Here is an 18,257-nt window from a genome sequence, read left to right as displayed (position 1 = left end):
AGTTCAACAGTTAATGCTTCTTTGGCAATAATATGCTGCCCGCTCCAGTCATAAGTTACTAAATAGCCTGTATAAGTTCCGTCCAGTTTTTCGGTGCTTTTTAAACGGTGAGATACTGATTGAAAAGTTTCCTTAATAGCTTTCTCATGTATTTCTTTTGATTTAGAATCCGTTTTTTGGGTTTCCTTATAATCAGTAAATTCAGGTTCGGCTTCCATCATTTCATTTTGAGCCGGTTTATAACCATAATTTGCCGCTTTAGTCATCCATTCCCGGGCTGTTGCAACATCTTTTGTTGTTCCGTAACCATTACGGTAACAAATCCCCAACATATACATCGAGTTTAGGTTACCATACTGGCTGGCTACCTTAAACAATTCAAAAGCTTCCTCGTAATTTTGTTGACATCCTAAACCTTTAAAAAGTAGGTAACCCTTACCGCCCATACTGCTTATGGCTTTTAATTCAGTTCCTTTAGAATAATATTCAAAGGCTTTTTCAAAATCCTGAGGAGTTCCTATCCCATCTTTGTACATGATCCCTACATTATACCAGGCTTTTACATAACCGGATTCAGCTGCTTTTTTGAACCAATTTAAAGCCTGCTCCTGATTTACTTCTGTTCCCACACCATCGCTGTAAAGTATCGCCAGCATGTTCATTGCCTTAGGATTCGCTTCTTCTTCAGCTGCTTTTTTACAGGATTCAAATCCTTTCTCGGGATTATAATAAAAGTGGTTAGGATTAAGCTGCATTCGCGCCATATCCATTGTGGAAACACTAGGCTTACCGCTATTTTGTGCCCAGAGCTGCAATGACAGCAACAGGGCTATTATTTTTAAACTATTTTTCATAAATATTATTTTTTTTACAAATAAAAATTGAACCGAGTAAGTCTCGACTACGTTACCAATGCTATTTTTACAAAAAATGGTTCTCGATACAAATTTTCTGAAAAAGCTATTCGCGTTTTCTGAAAATTCACTCGAACTGACGAGGAAGCTGTAAAGTCATTTTATATTACTTTTTTTTAGAATAAAAATGACACTTCGACTTGACAAAACTTAGTTACACATACCCGATTCTTTTCTTTATACAATATTTTAAAGGAATGTTATTACCAGGCAAATTTGGTTTTGGCTGCTTCAGGTTTATTCGAAACATTACGTGCCTGATCTGATTGCAACATCCTTAAGGCTCCCGGCTGTTCGCTAACCAATCTGGCAAGACTGGCACTTGTTTTTGGCATATCATTCCCAAAACGGTCTTTTCTTACCAGTTTGGCCAAATTGTAATTGTAGATTTCTCTGTAAACTTTAGTACTGTCCAATCCTTGATCAATTCCTCGTTCTTTAATATGCTTCCATGAATTAGTTGCCCAGTCTGATGCTGTTTTTCGGTTCAGAATAACCAACAAATCCGTATATTGTTCATCGGTTAGAATAGTTGGCAATAGCTTTCTTTCATGAGCTTTTAAATCTAATGATGGCGTTTCTTTTTTCATATCTGCCATTAGTTTACTTTGATAGATTAAATTGTCTATTTGTTCTTTGTTTAATTTTAACCTTTCTCTGTTTCTCACTGCACTGGCAAATTTTGAATTATCTTTTGCATCAAGCACTTTGTCTCCAATCAGGCTTTTGGTTTTTATAGCCTGTAAATAGACATTAGCAATCGAATCGTATTTTGAAATGATAACAGCCAAATCCTTTTGTTCATTAAGAGCTGTTCCAGTGAGCAATAATGCTTTTTCTATTTCCAGTTTACGATTGTAATATACCCGAAAAAGAGTCTTATACATTTCGTTATCAATCCTGTATTTTCCCCTTACTAATAACAATTGAGCCTGGGCTTCCGCAACTGCATTTTTTTCCATTTGTTTCAAATACTTTTCTTTGAAGACTTGTTCTTCATTGGTTTGCGCATTCATCTGATGCGAAGCAAAAGCCAGATTAATCAATAGGGCAAAAATTGTTTTTCTCATAATTTAAAATATTTAATGGTTATTAATAAACATGTTGGGTTTAGAACCAGATTCTTTCCTGATTATCCGTAATAATAAAAGGTCGTTCTTTACCTTGGGAATAGTCCGAAACCAATAGCAATAGTGCGTTTTTAGGAACTTTTTCAAACACAAGCGATTTAGTTTCAGCTGTTGCGGTTTGCTCTCCCATCGAAATCCAGTTGTTGTTCCAATAATAAAGGGTGTATTTTTTGTCTAATCTAAATTTGAGGTATTTGTCCTGCTCCTCAATAGTCACATTCCTGGTATTGATTAAGTCCGGTTTTAACGTAAGCTGGTGCTGGTATCCCGAAGCCACAGGATAACCTGCCGGTATTATTTTATCATCAATATAATAGGCAGGCAGAAAAACCGCTCCTTTGCATAAATTATCAAATTTGACTTTGTTTTCTTTTATTTTTCCCCACCAGGTAGCTCTCCATTTCAACCCATTAAACACACAAACATAAGCTACTGATTGTTTTATTTTAGGAATAAACAATGGTGTCTCTAAACTGCTGGTTTGCCAGTAATTCGAAGTGACATCCCTATAATTTTCACTACGCATGAATCCGGGAGGAATTTGTTCTTTAGGTATTATACTAGCTAAAACATCAGGCTGACGGGCATAAGTAAAACGTATCACTTTAGAGGGTTCTCTTGAAAAATTATCAATCTTCACATTAGCTGTCGAAACATCAAAAGGAATCAGCTTTCCTTCCGAAGAATACGTACTGTTAAAAAAATGAGTTCCTGTTGAAGTTGCCCAAAAAGGAACAGATTCAACCGAAGCAGCATAACCCTGAGAACGGAGCATATAAGTCATCAAATCCCCAATATCATCACAATTGCCTTTTTTCCGGTTTAATAACTGAATTGGACCTAAATGAGGTAAGGGTTCTTTACGCTGTTCCTGATCCCATGTATTAATAAACCAACTTCTGAAATCATTGGCAAAATATTGTAAAGCCACTTCTGTGTTTTCTCCTTTTACACTATCCTGAATCCATTTGAATTTTTCTTTATAAATAGCTCGCCAATCCTGTAAAGGTTCTGAACCAACCCTATAGGGTAATATATAGTTGCAAAAATCAGAAAATGAGGTGTTTTTAGCCTGAGGTCGTTTCCAAACCTCAAAAGCATTTTCAATATTTTTGATTAAAAAATCAGCTTTGATGGTATCTATGTCTTTATAAATAACAGGAACAGGCTTTACGCCTTCGTATTTTAGTTTTATCTCATCAAAAGCTTTTACAGCGGTTACAAAGTCAGGATAATCCATTTCGTTATAAGGAATTCTTTTCCCTGTTCTGTCTGCCCAATAATAGTCTGCTGAATAGTGAATATCCATATTACTAATCAGAAAATAAGCCGCTTTTAATTTTAAACTGTCAGCCTTGTTTTTATTGTATTGCTGAATGACTTTTTCTAATTCGATTTTATTCTTGCCTGCTTTTTCTAAAACTGCGATTACATTTTGCGGAGCTGCATTCTGTGCTTTAGTCATAAAAAATGAAAACATTACTATTATTGATATAAATATCTTTTTCATATTTTTTGTAATTGATTTTCGGATTTTTGTTGATTTCTTAATAATGATTTTGCCATTTTTTGATACTTATCTGTCGATTCATCAGGATTAATGACAGCCATAGTTATTATTTGTTGTGCCACATTACGAGCCTGCCCAATCTGTTTATCTAGCACTAAAAGCTGCATTAATCCAAATTTGTATTTTATTGTCTTAGGAGATAAAGCAGTTAGCTGATATAAATTAGAAATGGCTTCTTTGCTATTTTTCATTTGAAAATGACATTGAGCTGCCATATCAAACAATATCGGAGTTGAACTAAACTTTTTAGCATAATCAAATTGTCCTAAGGCCTCCTGGAATTTCCTTTGAGAAAAAAGTAGCTTCCCATAAATAATGCAATAGCTTGTGGAATTTTGTTTTGTTTTTTGAAGTTTTTCGAGTAAATTCTCAGTTCGAACAACATTTCCGGATTCAAAATAATCCTTTGCTGTTTTCATTAATCGATACTCTTTAACCTCTGTAAATTGTCGAAAAGTCAAATAGCCTGTAATACAAAAGGAAGTAAACAAAACGGATCTTACTATATTCGATTTTACAGATAATTTTACTACAATAATGTGTTTATTGTCGGCACATAAAATCCCTGCATACACCGCAAATAAAAACAAAGCGGGAATAGCCTGGAGTATAAAATTAAAAAGCCCCATCAATGCAAAAGCAGCAAAACCGGCGTAAGCCACATAACAAACATCCCGATTTTCAAAAACCTCCTCTTCTACTATTGCATTGGTACCTTTTTTATTCGGATATAAAAAAAGAAGCTATCATTAAAACGAATAACAATACAGCAGGAATTCCACCCTGAACCGCCTGTTCTAAATAGTCGTTGTAAGCCATTAAAACGAATGAGGCATTTTTTAATTCTTTTTGACTTAACTTGTTCTCCTGTATGGCTTTTGCCTGTCTCAGATTATACTCTCTCTCAAACATCCCCGTACCATAACCCCGAACAGGTGAATCCAATACCATTTGAGTAGTTATTCGCCAAATAAGCAAACGACCATCAGCGGAATCTTTTTTATGCAGATATAATTGTTTCCCAATCGGAATACTTAAAATCCCAACAGCTAAAAACCCAAAAAACAAATACTTTCGCTTAAAACGTCTGATACTATTAAAGTGAAGTATCAGAAATAGTCCTGATGAAAAAACAGCGCCAAGTAGAGCTGTGCGGCATTCCAAAAGCAACAAACCAACACATACAATCAACAACATTAAAGAATAAATTGCTTTTTTATAAACTGTAGTGGGCTTTATAAAAAAATAAAGTAGTGCAGGAATACTTAGGGCTAAAAACATAGCCACAACATTAGGATTCGAAAAACTTCCGGTTACTTTAAAATTGACATCCTCACTGGGAATTTTACCTAAATATTGCAAAACACACCAAATCGCTTCAATTGTAGCAACAACAGCAACCGCTTTATAAAAACTGATACTATTATCTTTTCTTAAGACAATAAAAGAACTGATAAACACAAAACAGGCTGCAATGCGGTAATATTTATATTGTACTGCTTCTCCATGTTGTAGAAAAACAAACAGAGCCCATATTATAAAAAGAATAAAAGGTAATGTTACATCAATCTTTACATCACTTTTTACAACCTTAAACAACAAAAAAAGGATAAAAGTTAAAATTACACCACTACCCAATACTAAAACAAAATAATTAAAAAGACTGCTGTATAAAAATATTTCAAAATTTAGCAAGCATCCTAGAAGCAACAGGAATGAAACTATAAAACAAACAGCTTGTGAAATATTTAAAAAAGGTTTTTCAGAGTAATTTTTTATCATATTTAATACTATTTAATAGTAAAAATACTATTAAAAACACAAACAAGTATCCTGCACTATCCTGTAATAATTTTAAATATAAAAAATGAACCTTCTAATTAACAAACATATACAAGTAAAAGCATTACTACAATACCCACTTTTAGTGATTTTTTGACGGGTCAACTCCATAGATACTCCATAGATACTCCATAGATACTCCATAGATACTCCATAGATACTCCATAGATACTCCATAGATACTTGCAATAAAATTAATTGCATAAAAAAAAGGAAAGCCTTCTCTAATAGAAATGCTTTCCTTTTTAAGTTTAAAAATATTTTTTCTAATTTTATTTTAGAGGATTAATCCCTACATGAGTAGGCACAACCTGTTTAATCGTTCCGTCAGCATTGAACTCCAGTTTATCGATACAAACTTCGCGATGGAAACCGGCTGCGTCACCCATATTGATTCCGGTAGGGTATGAAAAACGATGATACACAATATACCATTCGTCTTTTTTAGGAACTTTCACTACCGAATTATGTCCTGTAGCATAGATTTCTTCTGCTTTATTTCCCTGAATAACTACATTATCTTTAGGAATTTCAAGTGGCCCAAGCGGAGAATTTGAAATACCGTATCGCACTTTGTATTTTGGACTTCTGGTATCGTCTTCACTCCAGAAAAAATAATACAATCCGTTTCTGTAAATTACATAGGTTCCTTCGCGGAAACTCTCATTTACTTTAATGATTTTAGTAGTTCCCGGTTTTAACGTAACCATATCCGGATTTAATTCGGCTACAGCCATGTACATATTTCCCCAATACAAATAACTTTTCCCTGTTTTTGGATCGGTAAAAACGTCCGGATCAATTTCCTGACCGTCTTTTATGCCTTCCGGTCTGCCGGCTACAATTGGTTTTCCACTGTCTTTAAAAGGACCTGTAGGATTATCTGAAACCGCAACACCTACTTTTTGTGCTCCTGTATAATAATAGAAATATTGGTACTTTCCTTTTATCTTTTTCTCAACAATACAAGGTGCCCAGGCATTTCTTCCTGCCCAACTCACCTCTTTCTTAAGGTCTAAAATAGTTCCTTCCGCTTTCCAATCCACTAAATTATCAGACGAAAAAGCTTTGAAATAATAACCGCCCCAACCATCAAATCCGTCAGTTGTTGGATAAATATAATACTTGCCCGTTTTTTCAGCGTACAAAACTTCAGGATCGGCGTGATAGCCTTCTAAAACCGGATTGTTATTGATTTGAGGATAGTCTTTTGGCTTTCCCCATTTAGCAATCAATCGTTTTAATTCGGTTCTTGTAATTGGCAAAATCGTTCCGTGACGCGGATGAAAATCCATTGAAATATCATTATCAATTACTGTAAAATGCTCCAAATCTTTGGTTTTAGTAAACTGATATTTTCCTTTTGTATAAACATCATACATTAGAATATATTCATCAGAATTATTCAATTTGAATACACCGGAACCTTCAACTCCGTCTTTAGTTTTTTGCAAATAATTATCATTTTCAATCCAGTTTCCAGAAGTTAAATCAGTGGTTGTTGCCACTTTAATTCCCGGCGTATTGGTTTCGGTTTTATAAAAAAGATGATAAACACCGTCTTTTTCAATAATATCTCCATCAATACAAGCGTTACCCGATTTTGGAACAAACAACAATTTTGGTTCACTTTCTAAAGCCGTAAAATCTTTATTGGCATAAGCATAATAAATTTTATCCGGACTGCCTTCATGCATCAAACTAAAGTAAATCATGTATTTACCTGCTTTAGCATCATAAATGGTTTGCGGTGCCCAAACTCTTTTTAAATTTTCATTTCCTGAAAAAGTTTTCTGAAAATTTATTTTACTGCTTTGCCAATTGACCAAATCGGTACTTTTCAACAATATCATACCACGGTTGCTGCTCCAACCCTTTGACGAAGTCATATCGGTCAAAACCATGTAAAATGTTTTGCCATCGTCTCCACGCAAAATATGCGGATCACGAACACCACCCGTTTCACTAATAATTTTACTGTCAATTACCGATTGGTTATTATTTAAATGATAATAATGATAACCATCGGCGCTAATGGCATAACGCACCGCTTCTTCTTCAACAGCATTCCCTGTGAAATACACAAACAGATAAGCGGTTAAATCTTTTTCGGCAAGTGCTGGTGGAACTCCTGCTTTTTTTTGAGCATTTGAAAAATTAAATAACATCAAAAATAAAGCAAGACTAAAACATATTTTTTTCATTATTTTTTACTTTTTAATTTATATAAAACCGAAGCATGCGCATTTAAAGTAACAGTAACTTCATCTTTAACAGCTCCTATTTTTTTCCCTGTCCACATATCAGTAACCTCAGCATTTTTGATCCCCAAATCAGCTAAGCGTACTGCTACTTTTTCTGAAGCATTGTCTGAAATATTAAATAATGCTAAGTAAATACTTCCGTCTTTTGGATTCTTGGAAGTCACCGCCACTTTTCCGTCTTTTTGAAAAAGTTGTTTAACATTGGTTCCTTCACGGTGCATTTTTAAAACTTCAGCATTCGTCAATAACGATAAGGTAAAAGAATCGTTACTTGGCATATCCCCGCCAAAAAACAACGGAGATCTGAAGATCGTAAAGAAAGTCATTAAAGTATATTGCTCGTCTTTTGTTAAACGGCTCATTCTGTCCTCACCGCGTTCTCCTCTTAACGAAATTCTTCCTAACGGAATCATATCACAATCAGGCCATGTTCCCGGAGCAATGTGCGGATACCATTTTTGAGCAACATCCATTAAATGGGTGATGTGTGGCCAGGTATCCCAAACATCGTCAACCATTCTCTACATATTTGCATGAGAACTTACGTGAGCAGCCGCCGAAATTGGCGTTTCTCCAGGTGAAGTACTCAAGACAATTTCACGACCACATTTGTCAATTGCTTTTCTAATCAGGTTGATTTCTCCTTCGTGATACGGTCTCGATAAATCATCAATTTTAATAAAATCCACTCCCCATTGTGCGTACAATTCGAACAAAGAATCATAATATTCCTGTGCTCCCGGTTTATCAGCAAGGATAGTATAATTGTCTTTCAACCATTCGCATTGTAATTCAGTTGTATAAATTTGATCAGCAGTAATTCCGTTTGCTCCTTTAATTGGTAGTTTTTCTTCTACTGCTTTTTTAGGAATTCCGCGCATAATGTGGATTCCAAATTTCAATCCTTTACTATGAATATAATCAGCTAATGGTTTGAAACCCTGTCCGTCTTTTGCAGAAGGAAATCTGTTTAATGCCGGTAAATATCTCCCGTATTGATCCATTACATAACGTGGATCTTTTTGATTGTAGCCTCCCGCCTTATCATTTTCCACAAACCATCTGATATCTACTACGATGTACTCCCAACCTGATTTTTTTAAATTTTTGACCATATAATCAGCATTCGCTTTCACCTCATGTTCCTCCACAGTAGAACCATAACAATCCCAGCTATTCCATCCCATTGGTGGCGTTTGTGCCCATTGTTTGAATTCGTCCTTCTTGAAGGCTGTTTTTTGGGCATTGGTCGAAACCGATACCAAAATAACTCCTAGTGCCAGAGCAATTGTATTCTTTAATTTCATTTTTTGGTTTTTATATGTGTTAATATTACACTTCAAATATAATAAAACTCATTGGGTGAAATTGTTTTTGATTGTAAATTTTCGTCAGTTCGAGTGATTCCGCTTTTGGGCAGGATCGTATCGAGAACAAGAAAATTTACAATCAAAAAGGTTCTCGATACAAATTTTCAGAAAAAGCTATTCGCATTTTCCGAAAATTCACTCGAACTGACGTTGTCAATAATTTCAACCAATAGGTTAACGAAGATTTTTTTATTATAAAAAATTAAGCTGTCAGCTTAAAAAAAGCAAACAGCTTAACTTATAAATTCTAAAAATATATTGATTTTTCTAAATCAAAAAAACAACTTATTTCACATTAATAGTAACCTCAACAGCTTTTAACCATGGGCTGGAAAATTGAACTTTAATAGGTTCATTAGTTCCATTTGCCTGAATGTAAGCTAAAATACGTCCGTGGAAAACACGTTGTACATTATCGGTGTAATCAGTCATATCCGAATTATTTCCTGCTTCCAATCCTAATAAAGTTGCAGAACCACTAACGATTTTACAAGTAATTTCATTATCAGAAATCATTACCGGAATTCCGTTCTCATCTACTATTTGCAACATGATTTCAGCTACTCCATTATCTTTATTGATAACTGCATCAGCACTTTTCACAACAATAGCCTGAGGTTGTTTTGAAGAAGTAATCGCATAACGACTCACTTCTTTATTATTCTTATCCAATCCTACTGCTTCCAGTTTTCCGGACTGAAACGGAATGTCCCAGGAAATAATCCCCACTTCTGCATCATAGTTTTTCACTTCGCCCACCACTTTTCCGTCTAATTCAAGACGTGCTTTAGCAGCATTTGTATAACAAACTACTTTTACTTTTTGACCTTCGTTGTAATTCCATAATGGCCAGGCGTCCATAGAAAGGTCTTTTTTATTTGGATTATTCGAAAGATAAGTTCCGATGTAAATCATTGGTTTCTCTGACCAAAGTGACTGACGGAAATAACCTCTAGGCTTAATCTGTCCGGCAAAATCAACCAATCCCGAATAGAATCCTCTCGATGGCCATCTTCCTGATTCTCCTAAATAATCAATCCCTGTCCATAAGAATTGTCCGAAAATATGCTCATTATTTTTTACCGCTAACCAAGCTTCGTAATCATGACGGTTTTCACTACCAAAAATGACACGTTTTGGATATTTCTTATGGTCTGACTGGTATTTGCTTTCCGTATAATTGTACCCTGTAATGTCCAAAGCTCCCGGATACTCCGTTTCATTAGACATCGCTACTCCGGCTAAACCAGCCGTTGTAGGACGGGATTTATCGTATTTTTTCACAGCAGCAACCAAACGTTTTGCAATTGCACCTAAACGCATCGCATCCGGAGCATCTTTTTTATAACCACCGTAAGCCGCTTGCGAGAATCCTGTATCGCCGCCTCCTGCTAATACCGGGTGAGAATAGGGATCATTAGGGTAATCTACTTCGTTACCAATACTCCAGGCAAAAACAGAAAGATGATTTCTGTCACGACGCACAAAATCTTCTAAATCTTTCTCAGCCCAATCAGCAAAAATATCAAAAGAACCTTCGAATCCCGGTGTTCCAACATTCCAGCCTTCTAACCATTTGCGTTTAGGGAATTCCCATTCGTCATAAGCTTCGTTTAAAACCAATAAACCAAGTTCATCACACAATTCATAAAAATCAGGTGCCTGCGGATTATGACTGGTACGCACTGCATTTACTCCAATTTCTTTTAAGGTTTTCAATCTTCCTTCTAAAACTTCGCGAGGAACTGCCGAACCTAATACTCCCGCATCATGGTGCAAACAAACTCCTTTTATTTTCATCCATTTGCCATTTAAAGCAAATCCTTTATTAGCATCGAATGTAAAATTGCGGAAACCTGTTTGAGTTGTAGAATGATCGATAACTTTACCGTCTTTTAAAACAGTAGTTTTCAATTGGTACAAATTAGGATTTTCTAAATCCCATAACTTAGGATTAGTTACTTTTATTTTCGCAGCAATTTTCCCTGATTGGTTGGCTGCAATTGCTACAGTATTAGTACTCTTAGCAACTGTTTTTCCATCATTTGCAATCAATTCGTTAACAACAGTCAAATTCGATTTTTCTGCTGAACCGTTTTCAACACCAACCTCAACATTCAAAGTTCCTGTGTTTTTACTCACTTCCGGATAAGCATAAACGCCCCATTGTGCAATATGCACCGGATTAGCATACACTACCCAAACATTTCTGTAAATTCCTGAACCGGTGTACCAACGGGAATCGGCGCTCTTGCTGTGATCTACACGAACAGCAATGGTATTTTTTTCACCATATTTAATATACGGAGTAGCATCATAAGCAAAAGAAATATAGCCATTTGGACGTTTTCCTAAAGAATGTCCATTAACGAAAACTTCGCTTCGGTTATACACTCCTTCAAAATACAGGAACACTTTTTCTCCTTTTTTGGCCGATGGCACATCCATAGTTTTTCTGTACCAGGCAATTCCTCCCGGTAAAAATCCTGTTGCACTTGCCAGAGTTGGACTCAACTGTCCTTTAATACTCCAGTCATGAGGAACAGCAACAGTTTGCCATTTGCTGTCATTAAAAGAATTATCCTGAAAGTCTTTATTGTCCTGCAGAATAAATTTCCATTGTTCATTAATTTTTTGAGAATCTCCAAATCCTATTTGACTAAATACAGAAGTGCAAGAGCAAACCAGAAACGATAAAAAGATTTTTTTTGTTGTTAACATAAATTGTATTTTTTAATAAATAAGAGGGCGCTAAACCATTCCGAATTTCTATAAAGACAGCTTAAAAAAGCAAAGAAATGATTAAACTTCAATAATTATGAGGGGTAAATTGGTAAAATAAGTACTATAAAATTACCCAAAGTTATCTTTTTTGAATTTTATAGTGCCAAATCTTATTTATAAACACCTACATAAGTAACTACTGCTCTGGCCGGAATTTCAAAATTATCTGCTGCTACATCAGTTCCTTTTTCCAAACTTTTCAATTCAGAAGTAACATAAGGTGTTAGTGCATTATTTACCAATGTACCGCCGGAAAGATTCAGCTTATAGGTTCTTGCAGCAGTTCCGAAATTAACCGCAACAACTACCATTTTTTTAGTCGCTTCATCTTTATAAGCAGTAACCATAACATCTGTCATAGCTGTTGAATTATCCAAATTAGGAATTTGAACCCTTTGCATTCCCGGTTTTACAAAGAAAGAGAAATTACCAAAAGCCCAAAGAATTTTAGAATCCCTTACATAACCATCGTATTTGCAATAATTAGCATCTCCGGCACCTTTTGTAATTCCGTCATCAACGTGAACTAAGCCATCTTTGTAATCACCACGGCTTACCGCTGTCCACCACTGCCATGAAGTTACACCACCAATTGAAATATCGGTACTGATAATACGGGCTACCCAAAGTGCTGTTTGCATTCCTAAATCCCTTCCCGGACCGGCACCTCCCGGCAATTCGGCAGTACCCGGACTCTCAAGAATAGAATATTCCGAAGCCCAAACACTCAATCCCGGAACAGTATTAGCTCTATTTGCAACAGCTTGTCTTGACGAAATCAATTCACTTATTGGCCATGCCTGCCAGTAACTGTGCCCTGAAATTGTCTTTTTAACATTAGTCAATCCTGCAATATTTTTAGTCGAATTAACTCCAAAGAAATAATCAATCTGATTCGAACGATTTTCTTTTCCACTTACTGTTTTATACAAAGGCTCGAAAGCTCCTGCTTCTCCTACTACAATTTGAGAACTCAAACCTTTAGCCTGTAATTTTGGTGCCAATGTATTTACAAAACTGTAAATATTAGCATTTGAAGCCGGAGAACCTTCCTGTCCGGAACCGTCCCATTCGTATTGCGGCTCGTTAAACGGACTCACATAATCAATTGTTAAATCGTGTACTGATTTTAATTTATCAATAGCGTTTACCCAAAAATCTGCCAGTTCAGGCATTTTACCATCTTTCAAATTATAAAAAGTGTTAATGCTGGCATGCGCTTTTCCATTTTGAGTTAAATAAACCGGTGCACTATTGGTAAATGCCAATAATTTATCTACGCCACGCTCTTTAGCGGCTTTCATAAACCATACCTGACCTGCCTGCTTACTCATATCATACGTTACTCCATCAGTAGTAAAACATTCTGTGCGTCTCCATTCGTCAGTAATATCACTGGCATCGCCTTGTTCTGTACTTCCGGCACCAAGGTTAAAACGCCACAATGACAAACCGATTCCTTTAGGGTTTCCATCAGCATCTACTTCTTGGCTAAATAACAAATCGGCAATAGCATTCTTTTTATCCGAAGGCCAGTTTTTCCCAATATTATTACACTGCCAGGCATCAGAAGCACCAAAACTCTCCATAGTTTGCAGATTCGCATCCAGATTAATTTTTAATTCTCTTGTTGTTTCAGCAACTGGCTCTGAAGTTTCATTGTTATCCGACGAACAGCTAATGAATGCTGTACTCATTGAAAATAAGCCTGCAAACAGCAGGCTTACTTTATATTTTTTTATCAAATTCATATTAATAATTTGGATTGGTAATTATTCCTCCGCTTAAATCGACTTCTAATTGCGGTATTGGCCATACTAAATGTTTGGCTGGATTAAAATTGATTCCTTTGTCCTGAGCTTCTCTGGTATTAGTTGTTTCATAAGGATCAGTCGAATTCAAATTGTATTGTACAAAAGTTCCGTTTGGTCCCATTAAAGATTCTATTACCGGTTTTCCTGTACTTGGATCTTTTTCTCTTCGAATATCAAACAAACGCAAACCTTCGAAAGCCAATTCTAAACGACGTTCTTTGTAAATTTTTCTCAAAAGATTAGGTCCTGCCATTCCTTCTACCGGATCTAAATCCACACGGGCTCTCACCACATTGATATCGGCCATAGCGCCATCAGCGTCATTTAAATGATAATTTGCTTCGGCTCTGGTAAGATACATTTCCGCTAAACGAATCAATGGGGTGTTCAATGGCAAATGTCCATCCTTCTTGTCTAACATACGACGTGTAGCTATTGGAATATAATATTTACGACAGATACGTCCCGATTTATTATCATTCAAACTGAATTTATGCGTTGGATTCAACACCTCATCTCCGTAAGCTGCTTCACCCCATTTAGTAATAGTACTTCTGCGACGAATAACATCTCCTTCTGAAAGATAAGCGTTTTCTAAATCACTCGTTGGCATACACCATCCCCAACCATCAAGAACATCAGCAGCATCATTACTTGGAAAATTCTTTTTATCCTCTCCTCTGGCTCCGGAAAAAGTAGGTATCATACTTCCTAAATTTTTATCCTGAACACCCGAAGATTGGGCTTCCAGAATTGATTCCACTCCATTATGGTTGTTCACATCCCAAATGTTTAAGAAATTTGGTTCTAATTGATAAGGTCCTTCAGTGATTACCTTATTAGCATATTGTTTTGCTTCGGCCCATTTTTCCTGAAACAACGATACACGAGCCAGTAATGCATAAGCAGCCCACTTATTAATTCTTCCATTTCTAAATACTTCAATGGTTTCTAATTTTTCAGCTGATGCTTTTAAATCTGCCTCAACCTGAGCGTACACTTCTGCAACTGAACTACGTGGTAATTTTAAATCATTAGTCCCCAGAACCGTAGTATACAATGGAACACCTCCGTAATTATTAACCAACTCATAATAGCAATAGGCACGAACAAATAAAGATTCTCCTATATACTGATTTTTTTGAGACTCACTAATAGGAGCTAATTCCATTTTAGCCAAACCAATATTACAGGATTGAATCGTGTAATAATGAGCGGTGTACATACCGTTCAAATTCCCCATATTATCCGGAGTAATAAGATATTGAGAAGCTGGGCGGTGAGAGCTGTTGTCTTGCCCTGTATTTCCCATCCAGGCATCATCAGTTGCCATTTCGTTTGTCATTCTGGGTGCGACTAATACCCACCATTCATTAGGTAATAACAATCGGTGCGTTAATTCATTCACGTAATTTTCACATTCCTGCGCCGTTTGAAAATAATTCTCTAAGGTTTGTTTTCCTCTTTCGTTTTTTTCAATAAAATCGCTACAAGAAACTGCAACAGCAGCAAAAGTTAGTATTGATACTAGTATTTTTTTCATAATTCTTTAATTAAAATGCTACATTAAGCCCCATCAAAATTGTTGGTTGAACCGGGTAATTCCATCCTCCGAATCCTGATCCTAAAACACTACCTCCTACTTCAGGATCTACTCCTGAATATTTGGTCCATGTCCATAAATTTTGACCGGATAATGAAATTCTCAATTTGTCAAATCCAAATTTGTTATAAAGAGAATAACCTAACTGAAGGTTTTTCATGCGCAGGAAAGAACCATCTTCTACATATAAAGAAGAGAATTTAGTGAAGTTCTCGTTGTTGTCATCTTTAGAAAGTCTCGGAATAGAATTAGAAGTTCCTTCACCATGCCATGCCATTTGATCTAATCCTCTCACTTTGTTAGTTAAACTGGCTCCGTTGTATAGATCTGAAATATTTTGATTTACCAATTCATTTCCGATGCTGGAATAGAAATTAGCCACTAAATCAAAGTTTTTGTAAGCAAAATTCAAATTCAAACCAACATTGTAATCCGCCCATGGAGAACCTATTTTTGTACGGTCTTTATCATCTAATTTTCCATCTCCGTTTACATCTTTAAAACGAATATCACCCAATTGAGCATAAGGTTGTAATTTAGTCCCGTGCTCATCAGTATGAGCGTTTAATTGGGTTTGATTTTGGAACAAACCATCCGCTACATAACCATAAAAATAACCTGGAGCTTCATCTTCAACTGTAAGTGTTCTATTGCTTGCTCCGTATAACTTTTCATCTTTGACAGACAAAGCCACCATTTTTACATTTACGGTAGTAAACGTTAAATCGGCGCCATAAGAGAAATCAGCTTTTTTATCTTTATATGACAAAAGCAAATCGATTCCGTTAGAACGCATCGAACCAACATTTGTCCAAATAGTAGCATTAGCAGGGAAACCACTATAAGTAGGAAACTGTTTTAAGAACAACATGTCTTTTGTCGTTTTTTGGTAATATTCTAAGGTTCCTGAAATTTTGTTTTTCCACAATCCAAAATCAAGACCAAAGTTTACATCTTCTACCATTTCCCAACGAATATCCTGATTAGCCATTGAGGAAGGATAAGAAGTATCAACCACATTACCATCGATAACATAATAACCTTGTCCAATATTAGACTGATAAACTGCTGCGGGTAAATTTTGGTTACCTACTCTACCCCATCCTGCTCTGAAAGTCAAATTATTTACCACTGAATTGGCATCAGCCATAAAATCCTCATTTGAAATACGCCATGACGCTGAAGCTGCCGGGAAGTTAGCCCATTTATTATTAGCCATAAACTTAGAAGAACCGTCACGTCTAAAAGAAGCTGTTAAATAATATTTGCTATCATAATTATACGAAAAACGTGAAATGTAGGACATTAAAGAGCTAGACCAAGATGTTCCGCTGCTATTTCTATTTTTAGTAGCAGCACTTACCTCTCTCATTAAATCAGAATTATTTGGCACTCCTTCTCCATAACCCCAAACATCTGATGAGTCATAATTTTCCATTGTCAAACCTCCCATCAAACTTACATTGTGCTTTTCAGCAAATGTTCTGGAATATGTTGCGGTAGATTGCCATGTCCAATCCACATTGGTAGTTGCTTTTCTTTCTACACTATTGATTTCAGCTTTTTCATGTGCTGCATCAATCACAAAATCTGGTCTGAATATATTTTGAATTTTATTTCCAAACTCAATAGATCCCTGCGTACGGATAATTAATCCTTTTACTGGTTCGTATTGCAAATAAGCATTCGAATTCAAATTATACAAATCGCTATAATCATCATATCTTTTTACAGCTGCAACCGGATTCCATACATACGAAGGAGAACGCGCATAAATGCTGTATTCATTTTCAGTTCCGTTTAATTGATCAGCCGGTTTATAAATAGGAGTGATTGGATCAATCTTAACAAAATCAGCCCAGTTACCTGGTGCTCCCCAGGTTTCATAACGTGGATTTAAAGTTACACCAGCCGAGAATTTATCAGTGAATTTAAAATCGTTGGCAATTCTGGCAGTCAGTCTTTTCCATCCACCGATATCATAAAAAGAATCTGAATTATAATAGTTCAAACTTATAGCATACGTATTTTTTTCAGAACCACCACTAACACCAATTGAAGCATTTGTCACCGAAGAAGTTCTGTCAATTCCTGCTCCCCACCAATCGGTAGTTTTTCCTCCGTACTGTTCAGCATTAGGTAAATACTCTGAATAACCTGAATTTGTATAAGCCGTATTTAAAATATTGGCATAATTTTCAGCACTTGCCATACTGTACGGTTTATTCATAATTTGATAACCCGTACTCATGTCAACCGTAAATTTTGTTTTACCGGCTTTTCCTTTTTTAGTAGTAATCAGGATAACCCCATTAGACGCACGAGAACCATAAATAGCACTCGCCGAAGCATCTTTAAGTACATCCATCGATTCAATTTCGTTATTACTTAGGAAATTAATACTGGTTCCCATCGGAATTCCGTCAACAACATAAAGCGGATCAGTACTTAAGTTAACCGTAGAAATTCCACGAATCAAAACTCTTGGTTGTGCTCCGGGACCTCCGGCTCCGGTAATTTGAACCCCGGCTACTTTTCCTTGTAAAGATTCGGTAACATTTCCAACGGTCATCGTTTGAAGTTCTTTTCCTTTTACAGAAGCAATCGAACTGGTAACATCTTTCTTTTTTACCGTAGCATAACCTACCACAACCACTTCTTCTAAGGTTTGATTGTCTTCACTTAAAGTAACATCAATAGTTGTTTTTTGACCTACTGTTATCGTTTGCGAAGCAAATCCAATAAAAGAAAATTCAATTTGTGCGTCTTTATTAGGTACAACTATCGAATACTTACCGTCAAAATCAGTTGAAGCAGAAGTTTGTGTCCCTTTTACAAAAACATTTACTCCCGGAATTGGAACCGCTGCTTTGTCTTTTACAGTCCCTTTTACTGTAATTTGTGCAAAGGTTGTAACACTGCATAACACAGCTATTAACAAGCCTATATATTTGTATTTCATATTA

12 protein-coding genes are annotated in these 18,257 nt (G+C 35.9%); all 12 read right to left on the bottom strand.

Features of this window, described 5'->3' with window-relative positions; all coding sequences use genetic code 11:
• Window positions 1–854 (bottom strand): tetratricopeptide repeat protein (locus H599_RS0117255; RefSeq protein ID WP_026715273.1); only part of this gene is annotated, 854 nt, incomplete at its 3' end.
• A gap of 263 nt (window positions 855–1,117) precedes the next feature.
• Window positions 1,118–1,984: a hypothetical protein gene (locus tag H599_RS0117250; protein ID WP_026715272.1), complete on the bottom strand. Its 867-nt coding sequence runs from the start codon at window positions 1,982–1,984 to the stop codon at window positions 1,118–1,120.
• A 40-nt stretch (window positions 1,985–2,024) separates the two neighbouring features.
• Window positions 2,025–3,554 (bottom strand): transglutaminase domain-containing protein, encoded by a 1,530-nt coding sequence (locus H599_RS0117245; RefSeq protein WP_026715271.1) that lies wholly within the window; start codon window positions 3,552–3,554, stop codon window positions 2,025–2,027.
• Complete coding sequence (locus tag H599_RS0117240) at window positions 3,551–4,276, bottom strand: tetratricopeptide repeat protein (protein WP_026715270.1); 726 nt, start codon at window positions 4,274–4,276, stop codon at window positions 3,551–3,553. The genes H599_RS0117245 and H599_RS0117240 overlap by 4 nt, the downstream gene beginning before the upstream one ends.
• 58 nt (window positions 4,277–4,334) lie before the next feature.
• Window positions 4,335–5,396: an O-antigen ligase family protein gene (locus tag H599_RS0117235; RefSeq protein WP_026715269.1), complete on the bottom strand. Its 1,062-nt coding sequence runs from the start codon at window positions 5,394–5,396 to the stop codon at window positions 4,335–4,337.
• A 332-nt stretch (window positions 5,397–5,728) separates the two neighbouring features.
• The gene (locus H599_RS0117230; protein ID WP_026715268.1) at window positions 5,729–7,660 is read right to left on the bottom strand and encodes a family 43 glycosylhydrolase; all 1,932 of its coding nucleotides are present in this window, start codon (window positions 7,658–7,660) and stop codon (window positions 5,729–5,731) included.
• Complete coding sequence (locus tag H599_RS21275; protein WP_245600548.1) at window positions 7,660–8,238, bottom strand: alpha-galactosidase; 579 nt, start codon at window positions 8,236–8,238, stop codon at window positions 7,660–7,662. The genes H599_RS0117230 and H599_RS21275 overlap by 1 nt, the downstream gene beginning before the upstream one ends.
• A 3-nt stretch (window positions 8,239–8,241) precedes the next feature.
• The gene (locus H599_RS21270; RefSeq protein WP_245600543.1) at window positions 8,242–9,027 is read right to left on the bottom strand and encodes a glycoside hydrolase family 27 protein; all 786 of its coding nucleotides are present in this window, start codon (window positions 9,025–9,027) and stop codon (window positions 8,242–8,244) included.
• A 348-nt stretch (window positions 9,028–9,375) separates the two neighbouring features.
• Window positions 9,376–11,811, bottom strand: coding sequence for a sugar-binding domain-containing protein (locus H599_RS0117220; RefSeq protein WP_026715267.1), 2,436 nt, complete (start codon window positions 11,809–11,811; stop codon window positions 9,376–9,378).
• A 173-nt stretch (window positions 11,812–11,984) separates the two neighbouring features.
• Window positions 11,985–13,625: a glycoside hydrolase gene (locus H599_RS0117215; RefSeq protein WP_026715266.1), complete on the bottom strand. Its 1,641-nt coding sequence runs from the start codon at window positions 13,623–13,625 to the stop codon at window positions 11,985–11,987.
• A gap of 1 nt (window position 13,626) precedes the next feature.
• A complete protein-coding gene (locus H599_RS0117210; RefSeq protein WP_026715265.1) occupies window positions 13,627–15,231 on the bottom strand; it encodes a RagB/SusD family nutrient uptake outer membrane protein in 1,605 nt (534 codons plus the stop codon).
• Between the two features lie 10 nt (window positions 15,232–15,241).
• Window positions 15,242–18,253 carry a SusC/RagA family TonB-linked outer membrane protein gene (locus H599_RS0117205; protein ID WP_026715264.1) on the bottom strand — a complete coding sequence of 1,004 codons (3,012 nt, stop codon included), beginning with the start codon at window positions 18,251–18,253 and terminating at the stop codon, window positions 15,242–15,244.
• Between the last annotated feature and the right edge of the window lie 4 nt (window positions 18,254–18,257).

The sequence above is a fragment of the Flavobacterium daejeonense DSM 17708 genome (assembly GCF_000425425.1).
Lineage (GTDB): Bacteria > Bacteroidota > Bacteroidia > Flavobacteriales > Flavobacteriaceae > Flavobacterium > Flavobacterium daejeonense.
Note: the sequence above shows the minus strand (reverse complement) of the source record. Positions and strands in the feature narration are given on the sequence as shown.